Source organism: Streptomyces sp. DSM 15324 (assembly GCF_001514285.1).
In the GTDB taxonomy this organism is placed as follows: domain Bacteria; phylum Actinomycetota; class Actinomycetes; order Streptomycetales; family Streptomycetaceae; genus Streptomyces.
Genome location: NZ_KQ949026.1, coordinates 236,361 through 256,159 on the forward strand (window position 1 = coordinate 236,361; position 19,799 = coordinate 256,159).

General features: G+C 69.3%; 10 protein-coding genes and 1 pseudogene. 6 read left to right on the forward strand and 5 right to left on the reverse strand.

Annotated elements, in window-relative coordinates; translation table 11 throughout:
• Window positions 1–70 precede the first annotated feature (70 nt).
• Window positions 71–1,222: a bifunctional glutamate N-acetyltransferase/amino-acid acetyltransferase ArgJ gene (gene argJ, locus AQJ58_RS15340; protein WP_067250250.1), complete on the reverse strand. Its 1,152-nt coding sequence runs from the start codon at window positions 1,220–1,222 to the stop codon at window positions 71–73.
• Window positions 1,219–2,247, reverse strand: coding sequence for an N-acetyl-gamma-glutamyl-phosphate reductase (gene argC / locus AQJ58_RS15345; RefSeq protein ID WP_067250253.1), 1,029 nt, complete (start codon window positions 2,245–2,247; stop codon window positions 1,219–1,221). Before argC ends, argJ begins: the two co-directional genes overlap by 4 nt.
• 352 nt (window positions 2,248–2,599) lie before the next feature.
• On the opposite strand from argC, the gene AQJ58_RS15350 reads away from it, so the two are divergent.
• The 4 genes from AQJ58_RS15350 to AQJ58_RS40755 are packed head-to-tail and all read left to right on the forward strand — an operon-like array spanning window position 2,600 to window position 8,683.
• On the forward strand, window positions 2,600–3,277 hold the full coding sequence (locus tag AQJ58_RS15350) for a TnsA-like heteromeric transposase endonuclease subunit (RefSeq protein WP_234360057.1): 678 nt from the start codon (window positions 2,600–2,602) through the stop codon (window positions 3,275–3,277).
• Window positions 3,277–5,562, forward strand: coding sequence for a transposase (locus tag AQJ58_RS15355; RefSeq protein ID WP_067250909.1), 2,286 nt, complete (start codon window positions 3,277–3,279; stop codon window positions 5,560–5,562). The genes AQJ58_RS15350 and AQJ58_RS15355 overlap by 1 nt, the downstream gene beginning before the upstream one ends.
• On the forward strand, window positions 5,559–6,842 hold the full coding sequence (locus AQJ58_RS15360; protein WP_067250256.1) for a TniB family NTP-binding protein: 1,284 nt from the start codon (window positions 5,559–5,561) through the stop codon (window positions 6,840–6,842). The genes AQJ58_RS15355 and AQJ58_RS15360 overlap by 4 nt, the downstream gene beginning before the upstream one ends.
• 14 nt (window positions 6,843–6,856) lie before the next feature.
• Entirely contained in the window at window positions 6,857–8,683 is a 1,827-nt protein-coding gene (locus AQJ58_RS40755; protein ID WP_079078939.1) for a TniQ family protein, read from the forward strand.
• A 61-nt stretch (window positions 8,684–8,744) separates the two neighbouring features.
• Here the strand turns inward: AQJ58_RS40755 and AQJ58_RS15365 are convergent.
• Window positions 8,745–9,316, reverse strand: a pseudogene (locus tag AQJ58_RS15365) (transposase); the annotation flags it as partial.
• 254 nt (window positions 9,317–9,570) lie between these two features.
• On the opposite strand from AQJ58_RS15365, the gene AQJ58_RS43305 reads away from it, so the two are divergent.
• Complete coding sequence (locus AQJ58_RS43305; protein ID WP_159056248.1) at window positions 9,571–9,873, forward strand: AAA family ATPase; 303 nt, start codon at window positions 9,571–9,573, stop codon at window positions 9,871–9,873.
• A 198-nt stretch (window positions 9,874–10,071) separates the two neighbouring features.
• On the opposite strand, the gene AQJ58_RS15370 is transcribed toward AQJ58_RS43305, so the two are convergent.
• Window positions 10,072–14,766 (reverse strand): DEAD/DEAH box helicase, encoded by a 4,695-nt coding sequence (locus tag AQJ58_RS15370; RefSeq protein ID WP_079078940.1) that lies wholly within the window; start codon window positions 14,764–14,766, stop codon window positions 10,072–10,074.
• 81 nt (window positions 14,767–14,847) lie between these two features.
• Window positions 14,848–17,841 (reverse strand): hypothetical protein, encoded by a 2,994-nt coding sequence (locus AQJ58_RS15375; protein WP_067250258.1) that lies wholly within the window; start codon window positions 17,839–17,841, stop codon window positions 14,848–14,850.
• A gap of 291 nt (window positions 17,842–18,132) precedes the next feature.
• Here AQJ58_RS15375 and AQJ58_RS15380 point away from each other — a divergent pair, with 291 nt between their 5' ends.
• Window positions 18,133–19,797 (forward strand): sigma-70 family RNA polymerase sigma factor, encoded by a 1,665-nt coding sequence (locus tag AQJ58_RS15380; protein ID WP_234360059.1) that lies wholly within the window; start codon window positions 18,133–18,135, stop codon window positions 19,795–19,797.
• The last annotated feature ends 2 nt before the right edge of the window (window positions 19,798–19,799 follow it).

Here is a 19,799-nt window from a genome sequence, read left to right on the forward strand (position 1 = left end):
CGAGCGGCCGCCAGCGAAACAGGAACCCTCGTCGGCGACGACGAGGACCCGCGAGAACCAAGCGGGCACGTCAAGAGGAGTAGGCGCTGTTCTCGTGGACGTAGTCGGCCGTCAGGTCGTTGGTCCAGATCGTCGCAGACTCGTTGCCTGCCGCGAGGTCCGCGACGATGTGGACCTCCCGGTAGCGCATGTCGACCTTGTCGCGGTCCTCGCCGACGCCGCCGTTCTTGCAGACCCAGACGCCGTTGATGGCGACGTTGAGGCGGTCGGCCTCGAAGGCGGCCCGGGTGGTGCCGATCGCGGAGAGCACCCGGCCCCAGTTGGGGTCCTCGCCGTGCAGGGCGCACTTGAGGAGGTTGTTGCGGGCGATGGAGCGGCCCACCTCGACGGCGTCGTCCTCCGAGGCCGCGTTGACCACCTCGATCCTGATGTCCTTGCTGGCGCCCTCGGCGTCCCGGATGAGCTGCTGGCCGAGGTCGTCGCAGACGGTGCGTACGGCGGCGGCGAACTCCTCGTACTCCGGGGTGACCTCGGAGGCGCCGGAGGCGAGCAGCAGGACGGTGTCGTTGGTGGACATGCAGCCGTCGGAGTCGACGCGGTCGAAGGTGACCCGGGTGGCGGCGCGCAGCGCCCGGTCCAGGGTCCCGGCGTCGACGTCGGCGTCGGTGGTGAGGACGACGAGCATGGTGGCGAGGCCGGGGGCGAGCATGCCCGCGCCCTTGGCCATGCCGCCGACGGTCCAGCCGGCGCCCTGGGCGACGGAGGTCTTGTGGACGGTGTCGGTGGTCTTGATGGCGATGGCGGCCTTCTCGCCGCCGTGTCCGGACAGCTGGGCCGCGGCCGTCTCGACGCCCGGGAGCAGCTTGTCCATGGGGAGCAGCACCCCGATGAGGCCGGTCGAGCAGACGGCGACCTCGCCCGCGCCGACGCCCAGCACGTCCGCGGCCTTCTCGGCGGTGGCGTGGGTGTCCTGGAAGCCCTTGGGGCCCGTACAGGCGTTGGCGCCGCCGGAGTTGAGGACCACGGCGGAGAGCTGCCCGCTCTTGAGCACCTGCTCGGACCACAGGACCGGCGCGGCCTTCACGCGGTTGGAGGTGAAGACGCCCGCGGCGGCGCGGCGGGGCCCGGTGTTGACCACGAGGGCCAGGTCCGGGTTGCCGTTCTCCTTGATTCCGGCGGCGATGCCCGCGGCCGTGAATCCCTTGGCTGCCGTGACACTCACGGTGCGACTCCGATCGTGGAAAGCCCGGTGTTCTCGTGGAACCCGAGGGCGATGTTCATGCTCTGGACGGCGCCGCCGGCCGTGCCCTTGGTCAGGTTGTCGATGGCGCTGATCGCGATGATCCGGCCGGCGCTCTCGTCGTAGGCGACCTGGATCTGAACGGCGTTGGAACCGTGGACGGACGCCGTGGCGGGCCACCGGCCCTCGGGCAGCAGGTGCACGAAGGGCTCGTCGGCGAGGGCCTTCTCATAGGCGGCGCGGACGGACTCGGCGGTGACACCGGGCCTGGCCTTGGCACTGCACGTGGCGAGGATGCCGCGGGACATCGGCGCGAGGGTGGGCGTGAAGGAGACGGAGACCGGCTCCCCCGCCGCCGCGCTGAGGTTCTGCACGATCTCGGGGGTGTGCCGGTGGCCGCCGCCGACGCCGTACGGCGACATGGAGCCCATCACCTCGGAGCCGAGCAGATGCGGCTTGGGCGCCTTGCCCGCGCCGGAGGTGCCGGAGGCGGCGACGATCACGGCCTCGTTCTCGGCGATGCCGGCGGCGTAGGCCGGGAAGAGGGCCAGCGAGACGGCCGTGGGGTAGCAGCCGGGGACCGCGATGCGCTTGGACCCCTCCAACGCGGCGCGGCCGCCCGGCAGTTCGGGGAGGCCGTAGGGCCAGGTCCCGGCGTGCGGGGAGCCGTAGAACCGCTCCCAGTCGGCCGCGTCGGCGAGCCGGAAGTCGGCGCCCATGTCGACGACGAGGACGTCCGGGCCGAGCTGTTCGGCGACGGCGGCGGACTGCCCGTGCGGGAGGGCGAGGAAGACGACGTCGTGTCCGGCGAGGACCTCGGCGGTGGTCTCCTCGAGGACCCGGTCGGCCAGCGGGAGCAGATGCGGCTGGAGTGCGCCCAGTTTCTGGCCCGCGTTGGAATTGCCGGTCAGGGCGCCGATCTCGACCTCGGGGTGCGCGAGGAGGAGGCGCAGCACTTCGCCGCCCGCATACCCGCTCGCTCCGGCCACTGCCGCACGTACCGCCATGGACTCCTCCTCCTGGATGGCATGACTATACGTTTCGCCGCACTTTTATGCAATCTTGTGAGGGGGGTCACGGGTGCCGGTTGCGACGGAGAATTTTAGTTGGCACATGGAGAACGCTGGTTGGCAAATCTTGGTCCCGTCACGCTGTGTTGCGGGCAGTACCGGCGAAACGCCCCCGTCGCCGGTCGAGTGGTGCTTCTCTGGATGAGTGGGCGAGGCAGCGAGAGCGAAGATCCCGTCGGATTCAAGTCAGCTGGACCACCTTGTCACGGCGTACGACGGGGACGCCGGACTGCGGGATCGGCTGCGACTCGGGGACGACTGGCCGCGTCGATGGAGTTCGACGTGGCAGGTGGGCGCCGACAAGGTCTGCTGGCCGGTCCGGGACATGGCTCACGTACCGGTGATGTCGTCCCGGCCGATGCGGGGGTTCACGTGGCGGGCGAAGCAGCGGCACCGCCCCGGCCTGGAGGCGATGGCGTCAGCGGGCGGGAAGCATGGTTTCGAGTCGCTGAAGGAAGTGAGCCTGCTGGTCGCGCTGGACTTCTTGAGGGCATCGGAAGTGCTGTCGCAGCCGTTCCGGCTGGACTTCGAGCATGCGGGCGGGCATGCCTGGCACATCCCGGACTTCTTGGCCGTGATCGGCGGTGGGATGTGGTTGCTGGACGTCCGCCCGATGGAGCTGATCAAGGAAGAGGACGCGCTGAAGTTCGCGGCGGCCAGGGAAGTGGCGGTTGCCTGCGGCTGGCGGTACTCGGTGGTCGCGGGCTGGCGACCGCATGTCTGGAGCGTCCTTGACCACCTGTCCTCGCGCCGGCGGCCGGCGAGGGACCTTCTCGGCATGCGTGAGCAGCTGCTCACCGCTATCAGCGGGCAGCAGGGGCAGGCGATGACGTTCTCCGACCTGGCGGAGGCGACCAGCGTGCCTTCCGTTGGCCGGGCGAACATCGTCCGGCTGCTCTGGCACCGCGAGCTCGGCGTTGACCTGGGCAGTCCCTTGCGCCACAGCTCACTGATCTGGGCGGTGTGATGGCAGCGAGGGGGTTCTTGCAGATCGCGCCAGGTAGGCGGGTCGCGCTCAATGGCGTCGAGTGGACGGTTGACGACGTCCACGGCCAACTCGGCCAGCTCGTCCTCCTGGATGACGACGGCCGCGCGGAGACCCGCTCGTTCCGTTGGCTCATCAACCATGCAGACCTGCGGCTTCTTCCGGCAGTCGAGTCGGGGCGCCCGCCGCCGGTCGCCCGGCAGCCGAGGACCCTGGCCGACCTGACCAAGGACCAGTTAGAGCGGGCACGGCTGCGGGCTGCGCACGTACTGGAAGCCGAGACGGGGTTCCGGGAGGGCCACCCGGCTCGGGCCCTGCCGGGTGAGCCCCGGCCGGCCTACGACCCGGACCGCACGACGTTGACTCAGCGTCGGTACGCGAAGGCTGCGGAGATAGAGGCGATGCCCCGTCCGGAGGCGGTCCGGTGCGGTCTGCAGCACCTCAGCTACCGGACGCTGGTACGCCTGTCGGGAGTGGCGGGCGACAGTCTTCTGCTGGCCTGTGCGGACGGGCGCTGGACACGGCGACGGGGCGGGCACCGCACCATCACGAAGGAGGTCCGGGAGGCGATCTTCGCAGTAAAGGCCGAGTGCGGCCCACGCGCCCGCCTGAGCCAGGGCGCCAAGCACCGGTTGATGCACCAGTACATGCGTGAGCGGTTCCCGACGTTTCCCACTGAGAAGATCCCTTCCCGGTGGACACTCGCGGCCGTCTGGAAGGAGTGGTTCGGGCCCGGCGGAGCCCGGCCGCGTTACGGGCGGACGGCGGAGGCGGCCGTGGAGGCCGGGGTCTCCGGCCGGATGGTGGTCCACCGGCCGGGCCAGGTTCTGGTGCTGGACTCGACCCCGATGCCGGTGAAGCTGCGCGAGACCGTGTTCGGCGACGCGATCACCGCGACGCTGACCCTCGCACTCGATCTCTACACGCACGGGCTGCCGGCCTTCCGGCTTACGCTCCAGTCCGACACCTCGGTCGACATCGCGATGCTGCTGCGGGACGTGATGCTGCCGCTTCCGATGCGGGACGGCTGGGGCGAGGACATGGAATGGCCCTACGCAGGGGTGCCGGCCGAGGTGATCGCCGAGTTCACCGGGCACCGGGTCGCCGCTCTGCCGTTCTTCGCCCCGGAGACGGTCACCACCGACCACGGCGGCCCCTACAAGAATCACGACCTGGTGGAAGCCGAGACGGAGATCGGCTGCCGGATCCTGCCTGCTCGCGTCCTGCGGCAGACCGACAAGTTCGCGGTCGAGCGCCAGTTCCTCACCATCCAGACCATGCTCTTCGAGCACCTGCTGGGCTTCACCGGCGGTGACGTCGCGGACCGCGGGGCCGACCCGGAACGCGATGCGAGCCTCACGCTCGCGCAAGCCGAGCACATCATCGCGACCTGGATCGTCCAGATCTGGCAGAACCGTAAACTAGGCGAATACGCCCCGAGTTGGGCGCCGGGTGAAGACCACAGCCCCAACACCCTGTTCGCTGCCGCGATGGAACAGGGCGGCTTCGACCTGGACTTCCCCGAACCGAGCTTCTACTACAAGGTCCTGCGCAAACACCACGTGAAGATCCATCCTCGTCGCGGGGTGAAGATCCTCGGGCTCTGGTATCACCACCCGGTCTTCGACGAGCCGCGCTTTCAGCAGCCCTCCGCCCGGGGCGGCAAACACGCGGGCAAGTGGGTTGTCCGCAGTGACCGGAGGGACCGCCGGCAGGTGTTCTTCCAGGACCCTGCCGACCACGAGACCTGGCACATTCTACGCTGGGGAGGACTGCCGCCCGAAGGTGAGATCCCTGCGTTCTCGGACAAGACTGCCGACGCCCTGCTGACACGCGTGAGGGCGAACAAGATCAGGATCCACTCCGAGAGCGAGCTCCTGGAACATCTGCTCGGGATCCTCGGCTCGGTCACCCCCGTCGACCAATGGCCCAGCCAGGCCAAGAAGAAGGCCGGAAAGAAGCAGCGCGTCGCCCAAGCCCGCGAGATCACCCGAGCACAGGCTGCAGCCGCTGACCGCCCCGCCGCACCAGCCATCGCGGATGAGCCGGCTCCGGCTGAGATGCCCGCGGCCTGGGCCGAGCACGCCCGCACGATCGACCACGCGGTCGACGCCGACCGCCGTCGACGACGCGAAGAAGCCCTCGCCGACGTCACGCCCGTGGCCCCGGCAACGCTACACGAGGCCCTGAACCGGCGTCCCATGTTCCGGCTTCCGCCCCCCGACGACTCGGAAGCCGATACACCTGTCCAGGAGGACGACACGTGACCAGAGCCCTCTCTCACGATGATCCGCTGGACGGTCTGCCTTCACGAACCAGGATCGCCGAGCTGATCCTGGGCAGCCGCCCGCCCCTCGACACCTACGCCGGCTGGCAGCACTACCGCACCCACTACGACCTACTCGTCCCCGCTCCGACAATCTCCCCGCAGCGGTGGTCGATGCTCCCTGATGGCCGCAAGTACGACTACGACCTCTACCGGGAGCTGACGAACGCGAACCTCCCGCTGCAGGACACCCCCATGCACGAGAAGGTAGGCAAGCTGATCCGGCGCCGGTTGAGCGGCAACACGAGGAAGAAGAACGACCCGACCCGCGCCGGCGTCATGATCAGCGGCTGGGGCAACTACGGCAAGACCGCGTCTGTCTGCTCAGCCGGGGCCGTCTTCGAAAAGCAGTGGCTGGAACTCCACAGCCACCTCAACCCCCAGGCTCTGCCGGGCACCCGCGATCTCCACGCACCGGTCGTCTATGTCTCGACCCCGGTGACAGCAACCCCGAGAAGCCTTTGCATGTCGATCTTAGGCTTCTTCCGGGCCCCGACCCGCAAGTCGGCCACGCTGCCAGAACTGGTACGGCAGGTCGCCGACTCCCTTTATGACCATGGCGTCAAAGCTCTGATTCTGGACGACATCAGCCGGCTGCGGATGCACAGAGCCGACGACCAGGACGTCCTCGACCTGATGCGGGCCTTTATGAGCCTGGACGTCACTCTGATCCTGACCGGCGTCAACATCTCCGGCATCGGGCTGCTGCGTGAGGCCCAGTGGAACAAGAAGATCCGGCAATGGGAGATGCCACCGCTGGAGTCGACCCGCATCCACGGTTTGGAGGTCACCCAGACGGAACACCGCTTCGAGCTCATCGAGATCGACCGGTTCCGCTACACCACCCCGAAACAGATCGCGGCCTTCGTCAATCACCTGAAGGGAATCGAGAAGCACCTGCGGCTGATGAACGCGACGCAGGGCATGCTCACCGGCGGCGGTATGCCGGAGTACTTGATGCGTCGCACCGGCGGTGTCATCGGCCTGCTGGGACGCCTGCTCGAAGACGGCGCCCAGGAAGCCATGGAGTCCGGGAAGGAAATGATCGACGAGAGCCTGCTGAACGAGATCGTGCTCCGGCGGGACGAGCCCGAGCAGCCGCCGGACGAGCCCATCATCCCGGCCGCCCCGCGGACCGCCGTCAAGAAGGCCACGCAGGCGAAACGACCCCGGAACACCGTTTTCGATGACCCTGGCCCGTCTGCCCGCGCGGGCGCCTGACGGATGGAGCCGTGATGCATCCACTGCCCCGGAGTCTCGAACCTGCCTCAGGAGAGTCCCTTGTCAGCTACCTGCTTCGGCTAGGGCATCGCCTCAGCCTCCCGCCTCTGCAACTGATCCGTGCGGCTGGCTGGACCGATCGCGTCCAAGCTACTCACATCCCAGGCAGTCTGCTGCTGAATCTCACCGGGCCGGAGGCCCAAGGATTCGCCCGACTGACCCGCCAGACAGCCGAGGAAGTGTCGGCACTGACACTGAAACAGTGGCGAGACCGGTATCCCCCCATCGCTTTGTCCGTGCCCGGACCGGGGCCGAAGAGGCCGGACCCATGGCTCTTCGTCGGCTCCCCACGGTATTGCCCCACCTGCCTGGCGGGCGACTGCACCCCGGCCCAGCAACTCCACGGCGGCCCCTGGCGCAAGCTCTGGCACCTACCTATTGTCTTCAGCTGCGTAGAACACCAGACCTATCTGGAAGCAAGCTGCCCGCACTGCGGGCAGCCGCGCGCCATATCAGGGCGCCTGATTGAGCGAGCCAACGATCACACCCTGCACCCAGCGCAATGCCGGTGGACGATCGACAGCCCAACCCAGAAACGAAAGTCCCGCGCCTGCGGCGGCAGACTCGATCAGCGAGTTGCTACAGATCCTTGCCATCGGCCACACCCAACACAGGGCATCCTTCGCTTCCAGCAGTCCCTGCTTGCCCGCCTAGAACCGCTGACTCCGGCCTCGGACGCATCCGAGTACTTCACGGATCTCCGGCTGGCCACCGCACTGATCGGGACTACTTGGCCAGCGGGGAAGCATCTTCTCGACACCGCCCTCGCTGGGCATGTGACCGCGTACGTCCACTCCACTTCAGGGAATTCGAGTACCAGCAACCGTCTGCAGGACCATCGCTTGCGCGATGTACTGCCCCGTGACTCGATTGCCTGTGCCGGACTCCTACGCGCCGCACACTCCTTACTCAAAGCAGACGATCTGTCCGAGCACCTTTCCCAGCTCGTCCACACCCCTGGAGAGCGGCCGACACGCACGCCCTGGGTACGCATCTACGCCCGCCATGAAAACTCGTGCTCGCGGCGATTCCGAGACGCGGCCGAACCATTGACACGCACCTATCGCAAAATCGGCGGCCCACAAGGACTCCGAGCACCACTGCGGGACGACTACCGACCAGAACACATCCCGGCATACCTGGAACCGGCCTGGTATGAAAGATACTTCGCACCCATTGCCGGAATCGCCCCGAAGGTCTTGCGTCGAACCGCAGCAGTCCGGCTCGTCCAGTGGGCCATAGGCGGACCCCTCGATGAGGCCGCGACTTACCTCGGCATAGCCCCGGACCGCGTGCGGTTCAGATCCAACACCGACGTCCAACGCTGGGAACGCGCAGGACGCAGCCCGGCCGAGTTCGAACGAGTCCTCCGCGAGCTCAGCGCCGAACTCCGAGCACCTCACCGACCACGCATCAACTACCAGCGCCGACGTGAGGCACTCAGAGAATGGGCTCTGCCTCCTGACGAATGGGACGCCCTGGTCAGCGAGTTACCGCCCATCCCCGGCCCCATTCGGCCTGCAGTCGGCGATCGCAAACGTCAGGACGCCTCCGTATTCATCTGGGTACAGGTCACACAAGGCGAGCATCTCTTCGCCCCGCGCCCCGTTGAGGCCGAGCAGCCTCAAGACGTCCAACGCGAATGGGCTCTTCGCCGCAACACCACCTGGTACAACCTCGTCCGGCCAGATCCCTTTCGGCACTACGCCGACCTACGGAAACTCCTCGCCGAATATGCCCAACAGCTCGCCCGGGACATCGACTCGGGTGCAGGCAGATAACCAACGGTCATCCAGTCGGGTGGCCCAAGGGGATCTCACCCTCGGGCTCCCACAGATCCGGGACGCCGGCCCGCGCGGCCAGGATGGCTGCCGCGGCGGCCAGCTGCGGCTTGGTGCGGAAGCCCGGGTCGCTGCGCTTCTTGGGGAAGTGGTGGGCAGGGCTGTAGGGCAGCGCGTGCAGCGGGTAGTACAGGCGCTCGTCCGCCCACAGCGTGGTGACCGTCACGATGCCGTTGTCGGTCTTGCCCAGCCGCCCCAGCCACTGCCGTCCGGTGAAGGCGGTCACGGTGCCGTCCTTGCGGTCGCCGGAGTCGTCCACGCCGTGGGCGTGCGGGGCGGTGTGACGGTCGCTCAGCAACAGCCCCAGACGCACCTCGTTGACCTTCTCGGCATCCCAGCACGACTCGGACAGGAAGAACTGCAGCCGCTGCACCTGTGGCCGTCCGGCCTCGGTGACCGGTTCGGCCCCGGCCAGGCAGGTCAGTGTCTTGTTGCGGTCCAGCGGCACCAGCAGCCCCGTCAGGAAGGTGCGAAACCGCTTCGCTGGGCGATATGCGTGAAGCAGTCGTCGAACCACGCGGCATACGCCTCTAGCGGCCCCGGGGCGGGCGGACACGGCTTCGGCTTGGTCATCGCCGACCCTCCCTTGCAAGGAAACTCCGCACCCGGCACCTACCCGCCGCCAACCTTGATTCAACGAGCTACCGATAGGCTTCCAGCGGAACCGGCGCGGGAGCAACCGGCTTGGGCCTGGTCATCGCGGCCCCCTCCCCCAGATTTCTCCAACACCCAGATTCTTCCCACCGCTGACCTTGATTCAACGAACTACCGGTAGCATTGCTGAGTAGCATTGCTATCTGTTAGCAACTGCCGCCCGGAATGGAGCCATGGATGTTCGTTTCGGCCGTGTACCTCCGCTTCTTTCGCTCGTTCAACTGCAGTATCCGTTCGTGAAGGTTCCGCTGGAGGACAGCGTGACCACGATCGTAGGCGCCAACGAGTCCGGCAAGAGTCAGTTGCTGTCGGCGATCAAGCATGCCCTCAGCGGCAAGGGAATTGAGCGCGGCGATTTCTGCCGCTACTCACAGTTCTTTGCGACGTTCCGGGAGACAAAGTCGCCAGCACCGCACCTGACGGTGTACGCACCATCGAAGACCTTATTCCCCTGGCGATCGGCGTCTCCGCCGTGAAGCGCTATGCGAATGAATTCCTGGAACCCGAACAATCTCAGCAAGTTCAGTCGTTGGACGTCGGTGACGTGGATTTCTCGGACTGTGACGGCACGCACGAAGCCCTCGCCGCGGCCGCCCAGTCCAAAGTGCCTGGTCTACATCTGGACGAGGTAGGACTGGCCCGAACTCCGTGTCTGGACATCGCGTCTCATCCCTTCAGCTCACATTGCCAGTCAGGGCATCGAGGAGTGCGACGGCCTCACGGCGGCTCAGCAGCTCGTGAAAGCGCTCGTTGCGGAAGTTCCGCAGGCACGCGTAGCAGCTGCTCTCCGGGCCGCACTCGCAGGCCGCCACCCGGGCAAGCGCGGCAGAGACAACCGGTTCGAGCCGCTCGCCCATGGACACGGCGTTGCCCGCGCCCCCCGGAGTGGTGTCGAAGAGCAGCAGGGACGGCATGCCGTCGGTGCCGGTGTGAACCGTGCCGTCGATGTCGTCGCGGCTGATCTCCAGGCGCGCGGCGGCGCCTTCGAGCAGTGCGTACAAGCCGGAGCGCAGACGGGCCGGGGTGGCGGTCAGGGCTGTGAGCGGGTCCAGATGGATCTGGAGGAAGTCGGTCTGGTACCGGTGAGCGAGGGAGACGACCCGGAGAGGGCCCGTGCACTGGGTGTCTTTCAGCAGGTGCGGGTGGCCGCCGCGCAAAGGCCCGGCCTGAGCGTGCGGACGGCCCCAGCCGCACCAGTCGCAGATCTGGTATCCGGCACCGGCCGGTCCCTCGGAGACGACCACCATCTCTCCCCGGGTGCCCGCCGACCAGAGCGTGGTGTGGCCGGAGACGAAGGTGATCGCGCCTTCCTGGAGGTCGGCGGTGTCGGTGGACATGTGGACGTCGCCGTACCAGGACCGTCGTGGCGGGGTCTGCCCCGGGCGGCGCTGTGGTCCGCGCGCGGCGACGAAACCGTAGACCGGTTCGACGTACCGGCGTTGCGCGGCCGCGGACTGCGTGCCGCAGGCGGCGCAGACGGGGTCCACGGGTTCGGTGGCCTCCCGGTAGCGGCCGCAGGCCGCGCACACGGCGTAGTGGCGGCTGACCAGTTCGCGGTCCGGCAGCCGGTAGACGCCGGCGGACGCCCACAGGTGGCCGCCCGCCACGATCTCGGCCCCCGGGGCGTACTCGTGGACGGCGGCGCTCAGGTCACGGGTGAGTTCGAGTTGCCCCGAGACGGCGCCACCCTCCTGGGGGATGCGCAGTTCGACGGTGTCCACGGGGAAGCCGTACTTGGGCAGCACGTTGCGGTTGGCGAGGACGCCGAGCAGTTCGCGTTGGGTGAGGTTACGGATGACCTTCTCGTACATCTCCGCCTGCCGGTACTTGCGGGCGACCGCCGCTTGGTCGCGGCGTTCGCTGTACGAGGTGACGTCCTGGTCGAGGATCTGCTGCGCGGCCCGCAGGAGCCGGTCCAGTTCGGCGACCCAGTCGCCGGAGTCGATGCCGATCTCTTTCTGGACCTGGTCGGGGAGAACCCGGCGCAGGGAGGCCATGACGCTGTCCGGAACGGGGGTCAGCCAGTCGCGCACCGTGTGGGCGGCGATCTCACCGGTGGTGTCGTCGGGAAGGAAGAACTCTCCCGCCTTGCGCCAGATCCGGCCCCGCTCGTCCTTCATGGCACGGAAGAAGGCGGCGAGCGCGATGGAGTGGGCGTGGCGGCGGTCGATCCGGACGTTGTCGACAGGGACGATCGGGGCCCTCACCTCCCCGGCGATCATCCGCTCGGGCTCCGCGAATCGGGAAAGGTCGTGGGGGCGCCGCTGTGCGTAGGTGAGGACCAGCGCGGCCGAGTCGGCGCGGCGGCCGGCCCGGCCGGCGCGCTGGACGTAGTTGGCGGTGGAGGGCGGCATGTTGCGCAGGACGACGGCCTGGAGTTCACCGACATCGACGCCGAGTTCGAAGGTGGTGGAGCAGGACAGGGCGTTGACCTGCCCTCGAACGAACTCCCCCTGGATCTCGGCGGCCTTCTCCCCGGTCCACTGCGCGGTGTGCTCCTGAGCGCGCAGTGGAACAGGGTCAAAGGTCAGGTAGAGGCGCCGCAGATGCTCGTCCGTCTCGGGCGACGGCTTGAAGTCCTCCAGGCGTCCTGTGCAGCGCAGCGTCGGGCACACACCGCGCACGGACACCGCGGTGATGCGGCGGCAGCGGTCGCAGGCGTACAGCGGATCGCTGTCCGCCGTCACCGGCCGCAACCGCAGCCAGGCGTGGTCGAGCCGACGGACGACGCCGATCCCCGGTTGGCTTTCGGACGGCAGCCAGTCGGCGAGGTGACCTGCCGTGAGGTCGGTCCACAGACGGTTCAGGACATCGAGAGCGGCGGCCCGTCGTTCACCCTGGTGGCCGAGGACGTCGAGTACGCGTACGAGGTAGTCGACCCGTCGGTTCGAGGCGCTCGCGGCGCTGGGCAGCCAGCTGATCACCCTGCGCTTGGCCTCAGAGCCCTGGGACCGGACCCAGATGGGCCCCTTGCGCGGGGCGAACGCCTCGTCGCTCGCGTCGACGTCCTCGGGCATGGTGAGCGCGCCCTGGTTGCGCAGGCTGCGCAGAAGTTCCTGCAGCAGCAGCCATGCCTCGTCGTCCGTCAGGCCGAGTGAGGTGAGGGCGGCGGGCGGCTGCCAGAAGGGCTCGCGGTCGATGTCGACCCGGAGCAGGCCGAGGCCTTCGAGTGACTGGCGGTCGTCGAGGCTGAGCACTTCCTGCATCACCCACAGGGCCACTTCGCGCTGCTTGGCCTGGCGGGAGTCGTTGCGGCGGAAGACTCCGGCGTGGTCGGCGGCGCGGATGGTGTGGGCGACGAGGTCGTCGATGTGCAGGGGCTCGTCGGGATCGGGGCAGCCCTGCCGGACGGCCTGGGTGATCAGACGTCGGTGCTGGATGCGGGTGTAGGAGTCCTCCAGGTAGGGCGCGAAGTACGCGGCGGCCTGTCGGCTGTCGCTGAAGAACAGCAGCTTGCGGCCCTGTCCGGGCAGTGCGGCGGCCGGGCCGTCGGTCGCCGGAGGCAGCGCCTGGTAAAGGGCGGTGCTGAGGACGGCGGCCGAAGCCTCGTTGCCCGCCTCGAACAGGCGGATCATGCCGTGACCACGCGCTCCGCAGGCGAGGCATGCGGCCGGGGTGCCCTCGTGGGTGTCGAGTTGGTGGACTCGGCGCAGTTCGGTGCCACCGCATCCAGGAGCGGTGCAGGATGCCGTGGCCGCGGGGTGCACGGCCGCACAGCGAGTGCACAGTCGGCGTTCCTTGAGGCCGCCCTTGGCGTTGTCGCCGAGTGTCTCGTCGTCCTCGTCGGCACCGGTGTCCGAGCCGTCCCCGTCGAGGAGCAGCCAAGTGTGGGGGCTGTCGGGAGACTTGCGGTGTGCGAGGCGGGCCTGTGCCCCCTTGCCGGTGAGGGTGCCGTGCAGGTGTACTGCACCGCAGCGGCGGCAGGCGCCCACCTCGAAGGAGGGGCGGGCACACCGCGCGCAGGTCTCGTGGCGGGCCAGGTCGAGGTGGGGGCCTGCCGGGTCGAGGCAGGTGAAGGCGCCTTCCGTGGCGCGTGCGAAAAGGTGGTAGCGGGCGGAAAGCACGGGAGCGCCGTCGGTGTCGGTCACCTGGCTGGCGAGTTGGATGAGCGCGGTGACCGCCGCGGGTCCGACGGGGTCACCGGGAAAGACGTCGCGGGCGATCTCGTTCACGGGCCGGGGTCCGTCGGCGAGGGCCCGGCGCAGAGCCACGGTGCCGGCCTCGGCGGCGAGGGCGGTGGCCGCGGTCGTGTCGGCGGGCAGGCTGTGCATGCGGGCGGCCGACACGATCTCCGGTCCGGGGTCGGCGGTCGTGGCCAGGCGCAGGTACTCGGTGGTCGGCAGCGGTCCCCAGTGCGGGCCGTCGGGTGTCCCGACCCGGGTGGCGGTGACCAGGTCCTGGGCGGCGGGTTCGCTCGCGTCCCACCGGAAGGGGACGTCGAAGAGGGCCTGGGCGAAGGCGGTGACGGCGGCCGGGTTCTCCTCCGCGCCGACGGTGGCACTGGTGGCGATGGCCTGGATCTCCCGCCCCTGCCCCACACGGTCCTTCAAACGGCGCAGCAGCATGGCGAGTTCCGCGCCGCGCGCTCCGTCGTAGACGTGGGCCTCGTCGACGACGACGAACCGCCAGGAACCCGCCTGTTCTCCCTCGAAGAGGTCCATGTCCTGGGGGCGGAGCAGCAGGTACTCCAGCATGGCGTAGTTGGTGAGCAGGAGGTGGGGCGGTGTGGCGCGCATCTCGCGTCGGCTGAGCAGTTCGTTGGGCAGGCGCGGTTCGCCGGGGTTGAGCTGCTCGAAGGTGTCGGCGGCGCGCTGCGGATCGTCCTTGGTGTCGCCGGTGTAGCGGCCGAAGGTGATGTGGGGGGCGTCGGCGAGAAGTCGGCGCAGTCGCTTCATCTGGTCGTTGGCCAGGGCGTTCATCGGGTAGAGCAGCAGGGCGCGGACACCGGGTCCGAGGGTGCCGCGGGCGTGTTCGGCGGCAAGGGCGTTGAGGACGGGCAGGAGGAAGCTCTCGGTCTTGCCGGAGCCGGTGTCGGTGGCCACGACGAGGTTGTGTCCGGCGACGGCCTTGCGCAGCGCCTGTTCCTGATGCCGGTACAGGGGACGGTCGGCGGGCAGTGCGGGGCCGGTCAGCTGCTGGAACGCGGGGTCGAGTACGCCCTCTGCGACGAGCTCGTTCAGGGTGGCGCCCGGCGCGTAGGCGGGGGTGGCCTCCAGCAGGGGCCCCTTGGTGAGCAGCGGGCTGGTGTCGATGGCGTGGGCGAGGGCCTCGGCCAGGCGGGGCTCGCGCAGGGGCAGCAGGGAACGCAGGTAGCGGCGGTAGGTGTCGCTGATCATGCGGGAGGTGGCGAGCGGGTCGAGGCTGTGCACGGGAGGCTCCGATGTGACGGTCGGCTTCGGACGAGCGGTGGGGCGGTACCGGTGCGGTACGGGATGGACGGGAACCGGTGGTCAGCCGGTGCTGTGCACGGCCTCCGCGGTGACCAGGCATTCCGCGAGGGCGATGTCGACGGCGGTGAGATCCGGTGCGTGGGACGCGATGGGCGTCCACAGGTGGCGAAGTCCCCGTTCCAGACCGGCGGCACGGGCGTCACCGGCGGCGGCGAGCCTCGCGATCAGCGCGCATCCCAGAGACAGGTGAGGGACCCGCATCCAGGCTTCGCCCGGCCCGTGCAACCGGCCTGGGTCCCGTCCGCGGAAGGCCTGGGCCAGGTCGGGGTGTCCGTCGTCCAGGAAGATCGATACGGCGTCGAGTGCTTCGGAGAACTCCTCACGCGTGGCGTGGTACTGGAGGTCCTTGCGGGCACGGAACGCCTGCCAGGCGGCGTCGGCACGAGTGTCGGGGTCCAGAAGGCCCCGAGGGACGACACGGGCGCTGCGCCACACGGCCTGCTGCTGGAGTTCAGGGAGCTGGTCGAGGGCACGGGCCTGGGCGTCGAACCGGCCGACCGCGCCGCTCGGATCCGCCTGCCCGGCCAGCAACGCCGCGCTGGCGTCGCCCAGAAACTGGCCGACCTCGCCGAGGAGTTCCGCCTCCTCCGGGTAGAGCTCGCCGACGTCATAAGCGGGGTGACCGGAGAGATACGGCAGCAACGGGGCCGTGAGCAGCAGCGCACACAAAGGAGCCTGCCGCCAGACGCGACGTACGGTGGCAGGGTCCGCCACTTCCCGTATCCGCAGGGCGGCGAGACCGCTGCCCGCGAGCACGGAGGCGAGTTCGCCGGAGCGCAGTGCGCTGTCGGCCGCTCCCGTGAGGGCGGTGGGCCCGGCGTCCGCGAGGGCGCTGCGGCATTCCGCCGGTGCCGTCTCTCTGGCTCCGCACGCCTGCAGGTCGCGTCCGCGGGCGGCCACGATCCACTGGTAGGGGATCGCGTCGGTGTCGCGCGGCAGCGCGCCGTGCCCAGCCAGGTACTCCGAGATCCTGGCGCCGGATCCGCGGCCGGCGGCGGAGGTCCACGGGGAGCGGCGCAGCACGAGGGTGTCGCGATCGCGCAGGTGGGGCCATCCGGGAACTGTGGGTGTGGGGGAGCCCGCCTTCAGGTGCACGATCAGGGGGCCGAGCGACCGCCAGGCCGCTGGCAGCGGGATACGGCCGCTCTGGTCGACGGTGGCCGTCAACAGCTGTTCCCACGGGGCGAAGACGGCGTACAGGCGGGCGGTCAGTTCGCCCGGGTGGCTCAGCCCCCGCAGCAGCAGTCCGCCGCCGTCGGGTACGACGTTTTCCGCGATGGGCTGGGTGCGCACGGTCGCGACATGGACGCTCTCCCCCGCGACCAGCAGCCGTATCTCGGCTTTCACGCAGTCGCGCACGGTGTCCGCCAGGGCCGCCAGTGAGTACCGGAGGTCTCCTCTGCGCGTGCGAGTGCGGCGTTCTGGACGCAGCGTGAGCAGGTTCGTCCCTTCGACGACCAGTGCCAGCAGAGGTGTCACCGCCACCGCCTGTTCCGGCAGGCGGACGGTCAGGGCGCTCTCGCCGGCCAGGTCAGCTGCGTCGATGTCGAGCGGCCGGATGGACCAGGTCAGGGGGTGACCGCCGAGTTCGAGGCGGACCTCGGAGTGCGGAATGCACATCTCGACGGTGAACTGACGGATCCCGTCGCCCAGCACCAGCCCCTTGGTGATCTCGTACGGGGAGAACGCGACGACGCGCTCGGAGGCGGTGACCGGTCCGCCGGTGCCGAGAGTCAGCCGAGCGGGGACCAGGCCTCCGTGCGGGGCAAGCAGACGCCACTCGGCGGTCGGTTCGGCCGTGATGCCCTCGGCGAGGAAGGCCGCCAGTCGGCGCCTGCGCCGGGAGCCGACGCGGTGGACGAGGATCTCATACGGTCCCAGAAGCGGGCGGGGTACGTCCTTCCAGGGATCGAGGAGCGCCCCGGGAGCACCGGTCTGACGGGCGAGAGGCTCCTCGTGGCCGCGACGGCGCACTTCGGCCTGCCAGAGTCGCGCGTCCGGCTCACCGGCGCGCCGCGGAAGCCGGAGAGCGGGCGGACGATGCCACACGGGTGCCCCGTCGTCGCCCGTGATCCAGGGCAGCGTCGCACCGCCCTCCCACCCGAGCGGCCGTCCGGCGGCTACGTCCAGCCAGTTTCCCGGAACCGCGGCGGCGGCCCGCACCCGCGTCACCCCGGTCAGTGACACCCTGCTCAGCGTCCAGCCGTTCCAGCCGTACGGGGTGGGCAGTTCCACGATGCCGGGGTCGGCGCCCTCGGTCTGCAGGGTGCCGGCGTGGAGAAGGCAGATCTCGGCGGCGGGCAGGGGCTCGTCCGGGGGGATGCGGTGGCCGTCGACGCCGAAGGCCAGGAGGGCGTCGTCCGGGTCCACGATCGCCGAGACATGAGTGGTTCCCGTCGGGTCTGTCGCCTCGACACGGCGCACGGGGCCCGGCAATACCCAGTAGGGCGGCAGGGCTGCAAACACCTCACCGTCGGCGGACAGTTGCCAGTCCCCCGCGTCCGGCTCGCCGGGCAGGGTCAGGAGCACGCTGCCCGCGCCGGGCCCGAGACGGACCTCGGGAGCGGAGGTAGCGCCGCGGGGCGGGGTGACCGAACCGTCCGCCGCGGTCGGTACGCGCCAAGTCCAGCCCAGCGAGCGGGCGGCCTCCTGCGCGGCGCGACTCCATTCGTCGGCGCTCTCCGGGGCGGCTCCGTGTGACCCCACGTCAGGGCGCGCCGCGAGCACGCGCGCGCGGGCTTTAGCTACCAGGCGCGGGAGTTCCGGACCGTCGGCCAGCGCCACGGTGTGGACCGCGCAGGCGGGCCAGCGTGCGAAGACCGTGTCGCGCGGGAGGTCGGAGTGGTCCGCGAGCAGCCGGTACGCCACCAGCGCTTCCAGGACGAGCGCGGTCCGTACGGCAGCGACCGGCTCAACCGTGCCAGCAGACGGCTCCCCCGCCTCGCGCCAGGCCCGCTCGCAGTCGTCCAGCAACTGCGTGGGATCGACCAGCATGCCCCGCCCCTCCCCGTCTCGGACGTACCGATCTCGCCCGGGACCGACCATCGTTGTACGTTCTACCATTCCTTCACATAAGGAGCATGGGGAATCCGCAGGTGAACGGTGCGCTCCACCCGGGGCGTGACTGATTGTCAGTGGTGGGTGGTGAAATGCGATAAGGCTCGTCGCACCGCAGTACGGCACATGGGGGGCACGCTGATGACGACGGACACCGAGGCCGGGACGTCGGCCGTGCTGCATGAGGCGCTGGTAACTGCCGCGGGGCCACAGCGAACCCTGACTCCGGTGGCCTTGCGGGGACTGGTGGCCGGCGTGGACACCGCGGTGGTGGCCGAGGTGCTGGGCCGGGTGATGGAGGCGGGAGTCGCGCTGCCTCCGGCCGCGGTGGCCGCGTTCGGTCTGCAAGGCGGTTCCGCGGCCCCGGCCGCGCCAGAGCCTCCTGCAACGGCCGATCCGCCCAGCGGCACGCAGGGTGAACGCAGCGTTCCAGCGGGGCCGTCACCGGAACGACGCAGACCACCGAGCTTCACCCTTGAGCTGCACCAGGACAGCAGGCTGGACCTTTCCGCGTTGACCGTGCAAGCGCTCGGCCACGGCGTTCCGTCCACGTCCAGGCCGCCCCTGCAGGCCGGGAAGCCGTACGAGACGCCCGTCGACCCTACGACCGCACCGCCTGTGCCGTACCCCCGCTCCGAGCCCGTCGCCGAGTCCCCGGAGGAGGACGCGTCCTCACGTCAGGCCGTGGGCGACTCTTTCACGCAGTACGGCAAGGAGATCGACAGGTTCCCGCTGCTCTCCCGGCAACAGGAGACGGAGCTGGCCCAGGCCATCGAGGCGGGGCTGCTGGCTCGCGAGCGGTTGGAGGAGGCCGGCCGGAAGATCGCCCCGAAGCTGCGGCGTGAGCTTGCACAGCTGGTCCGGCTCGGGGAAGTGGCGTTCACGGACTTCGCCCAGGCGAACCTCCGGCTGGTGGTCAGCATGGCCACCTGGTACACGGGCCGAGGGCTGGACCTTATGGATCTGATCCAGGAGGGCAACCTCGGTCTGCTGCGCGCCATCGAGAAGTTCGACCACCTCAAGGGGAACAAGTTCTCGACGTACGCCGTCCCGTGGATCCGGCAGGCGATCACACGGGCCCTGGCGGACAAGGGCCGCACGATACGCATCCCCGTCCACGCGCACGAAACCCTGACCGCGCTACGGAAGGCGGCACGGGAGTCGGGGTACGACTCACCCACCGACGCTCTCCCCACGGTGGCCGCCCGCGCGGGTGTCACCGTCGACGAGGCGCACGACCTGCTGGCCCGGGTCCGCCGCGTACTCCCCATGGAAGACCTGACCGAGTCCATCGGTGACGACGCCTTGCACGAAGAAGCGGACCGGAGCATTCAGGGCCCGCACTGGCCCGAACCGGACTTCTACTACGGTGATCTATCCCCGGAAGAAGTCCGTGAGCTGCTCGGCTGCCTCTCCGAACGAGAGCGCCAGGTGATGACCCTCCGGCTCGGACTCGACGACGGCCCCGAGCTCACCCTCGAAGTAATCGGAGCGGAGCTGAACCTCACCCGGGAGCGGATCCGCCAGATCGAGTCCAAGGCCTTGGCGAAGCTGCGAGGGCGGATCAACGAGAACCGCATCCGCGCCGCCCGTCCGGTCCGCGAGCCGTCGCGCGCCGTACCGAGCGACGTGGACGGGCCTCCCAGCGACACGGACGGGCCGCCCACCGAGTTCGCCTCCGACGTCCCCTGTGTGCGCCGAAAGGTCTACAGGCCCGGAGGATTCATCGTGGTCGGCCATCAGAGGATTCACGTGGGCATGCAGTGGCATGCCAGGACCGTCACCGTCCAGGTGGCGGACAAATGGTTCCGAGTGGTGCACGACGGGCGCGAGATCACGACTGTCCGTCGCCACCGCACGGGAGTCGGCAAGATCCATGGGGCTCCGGACTGAGG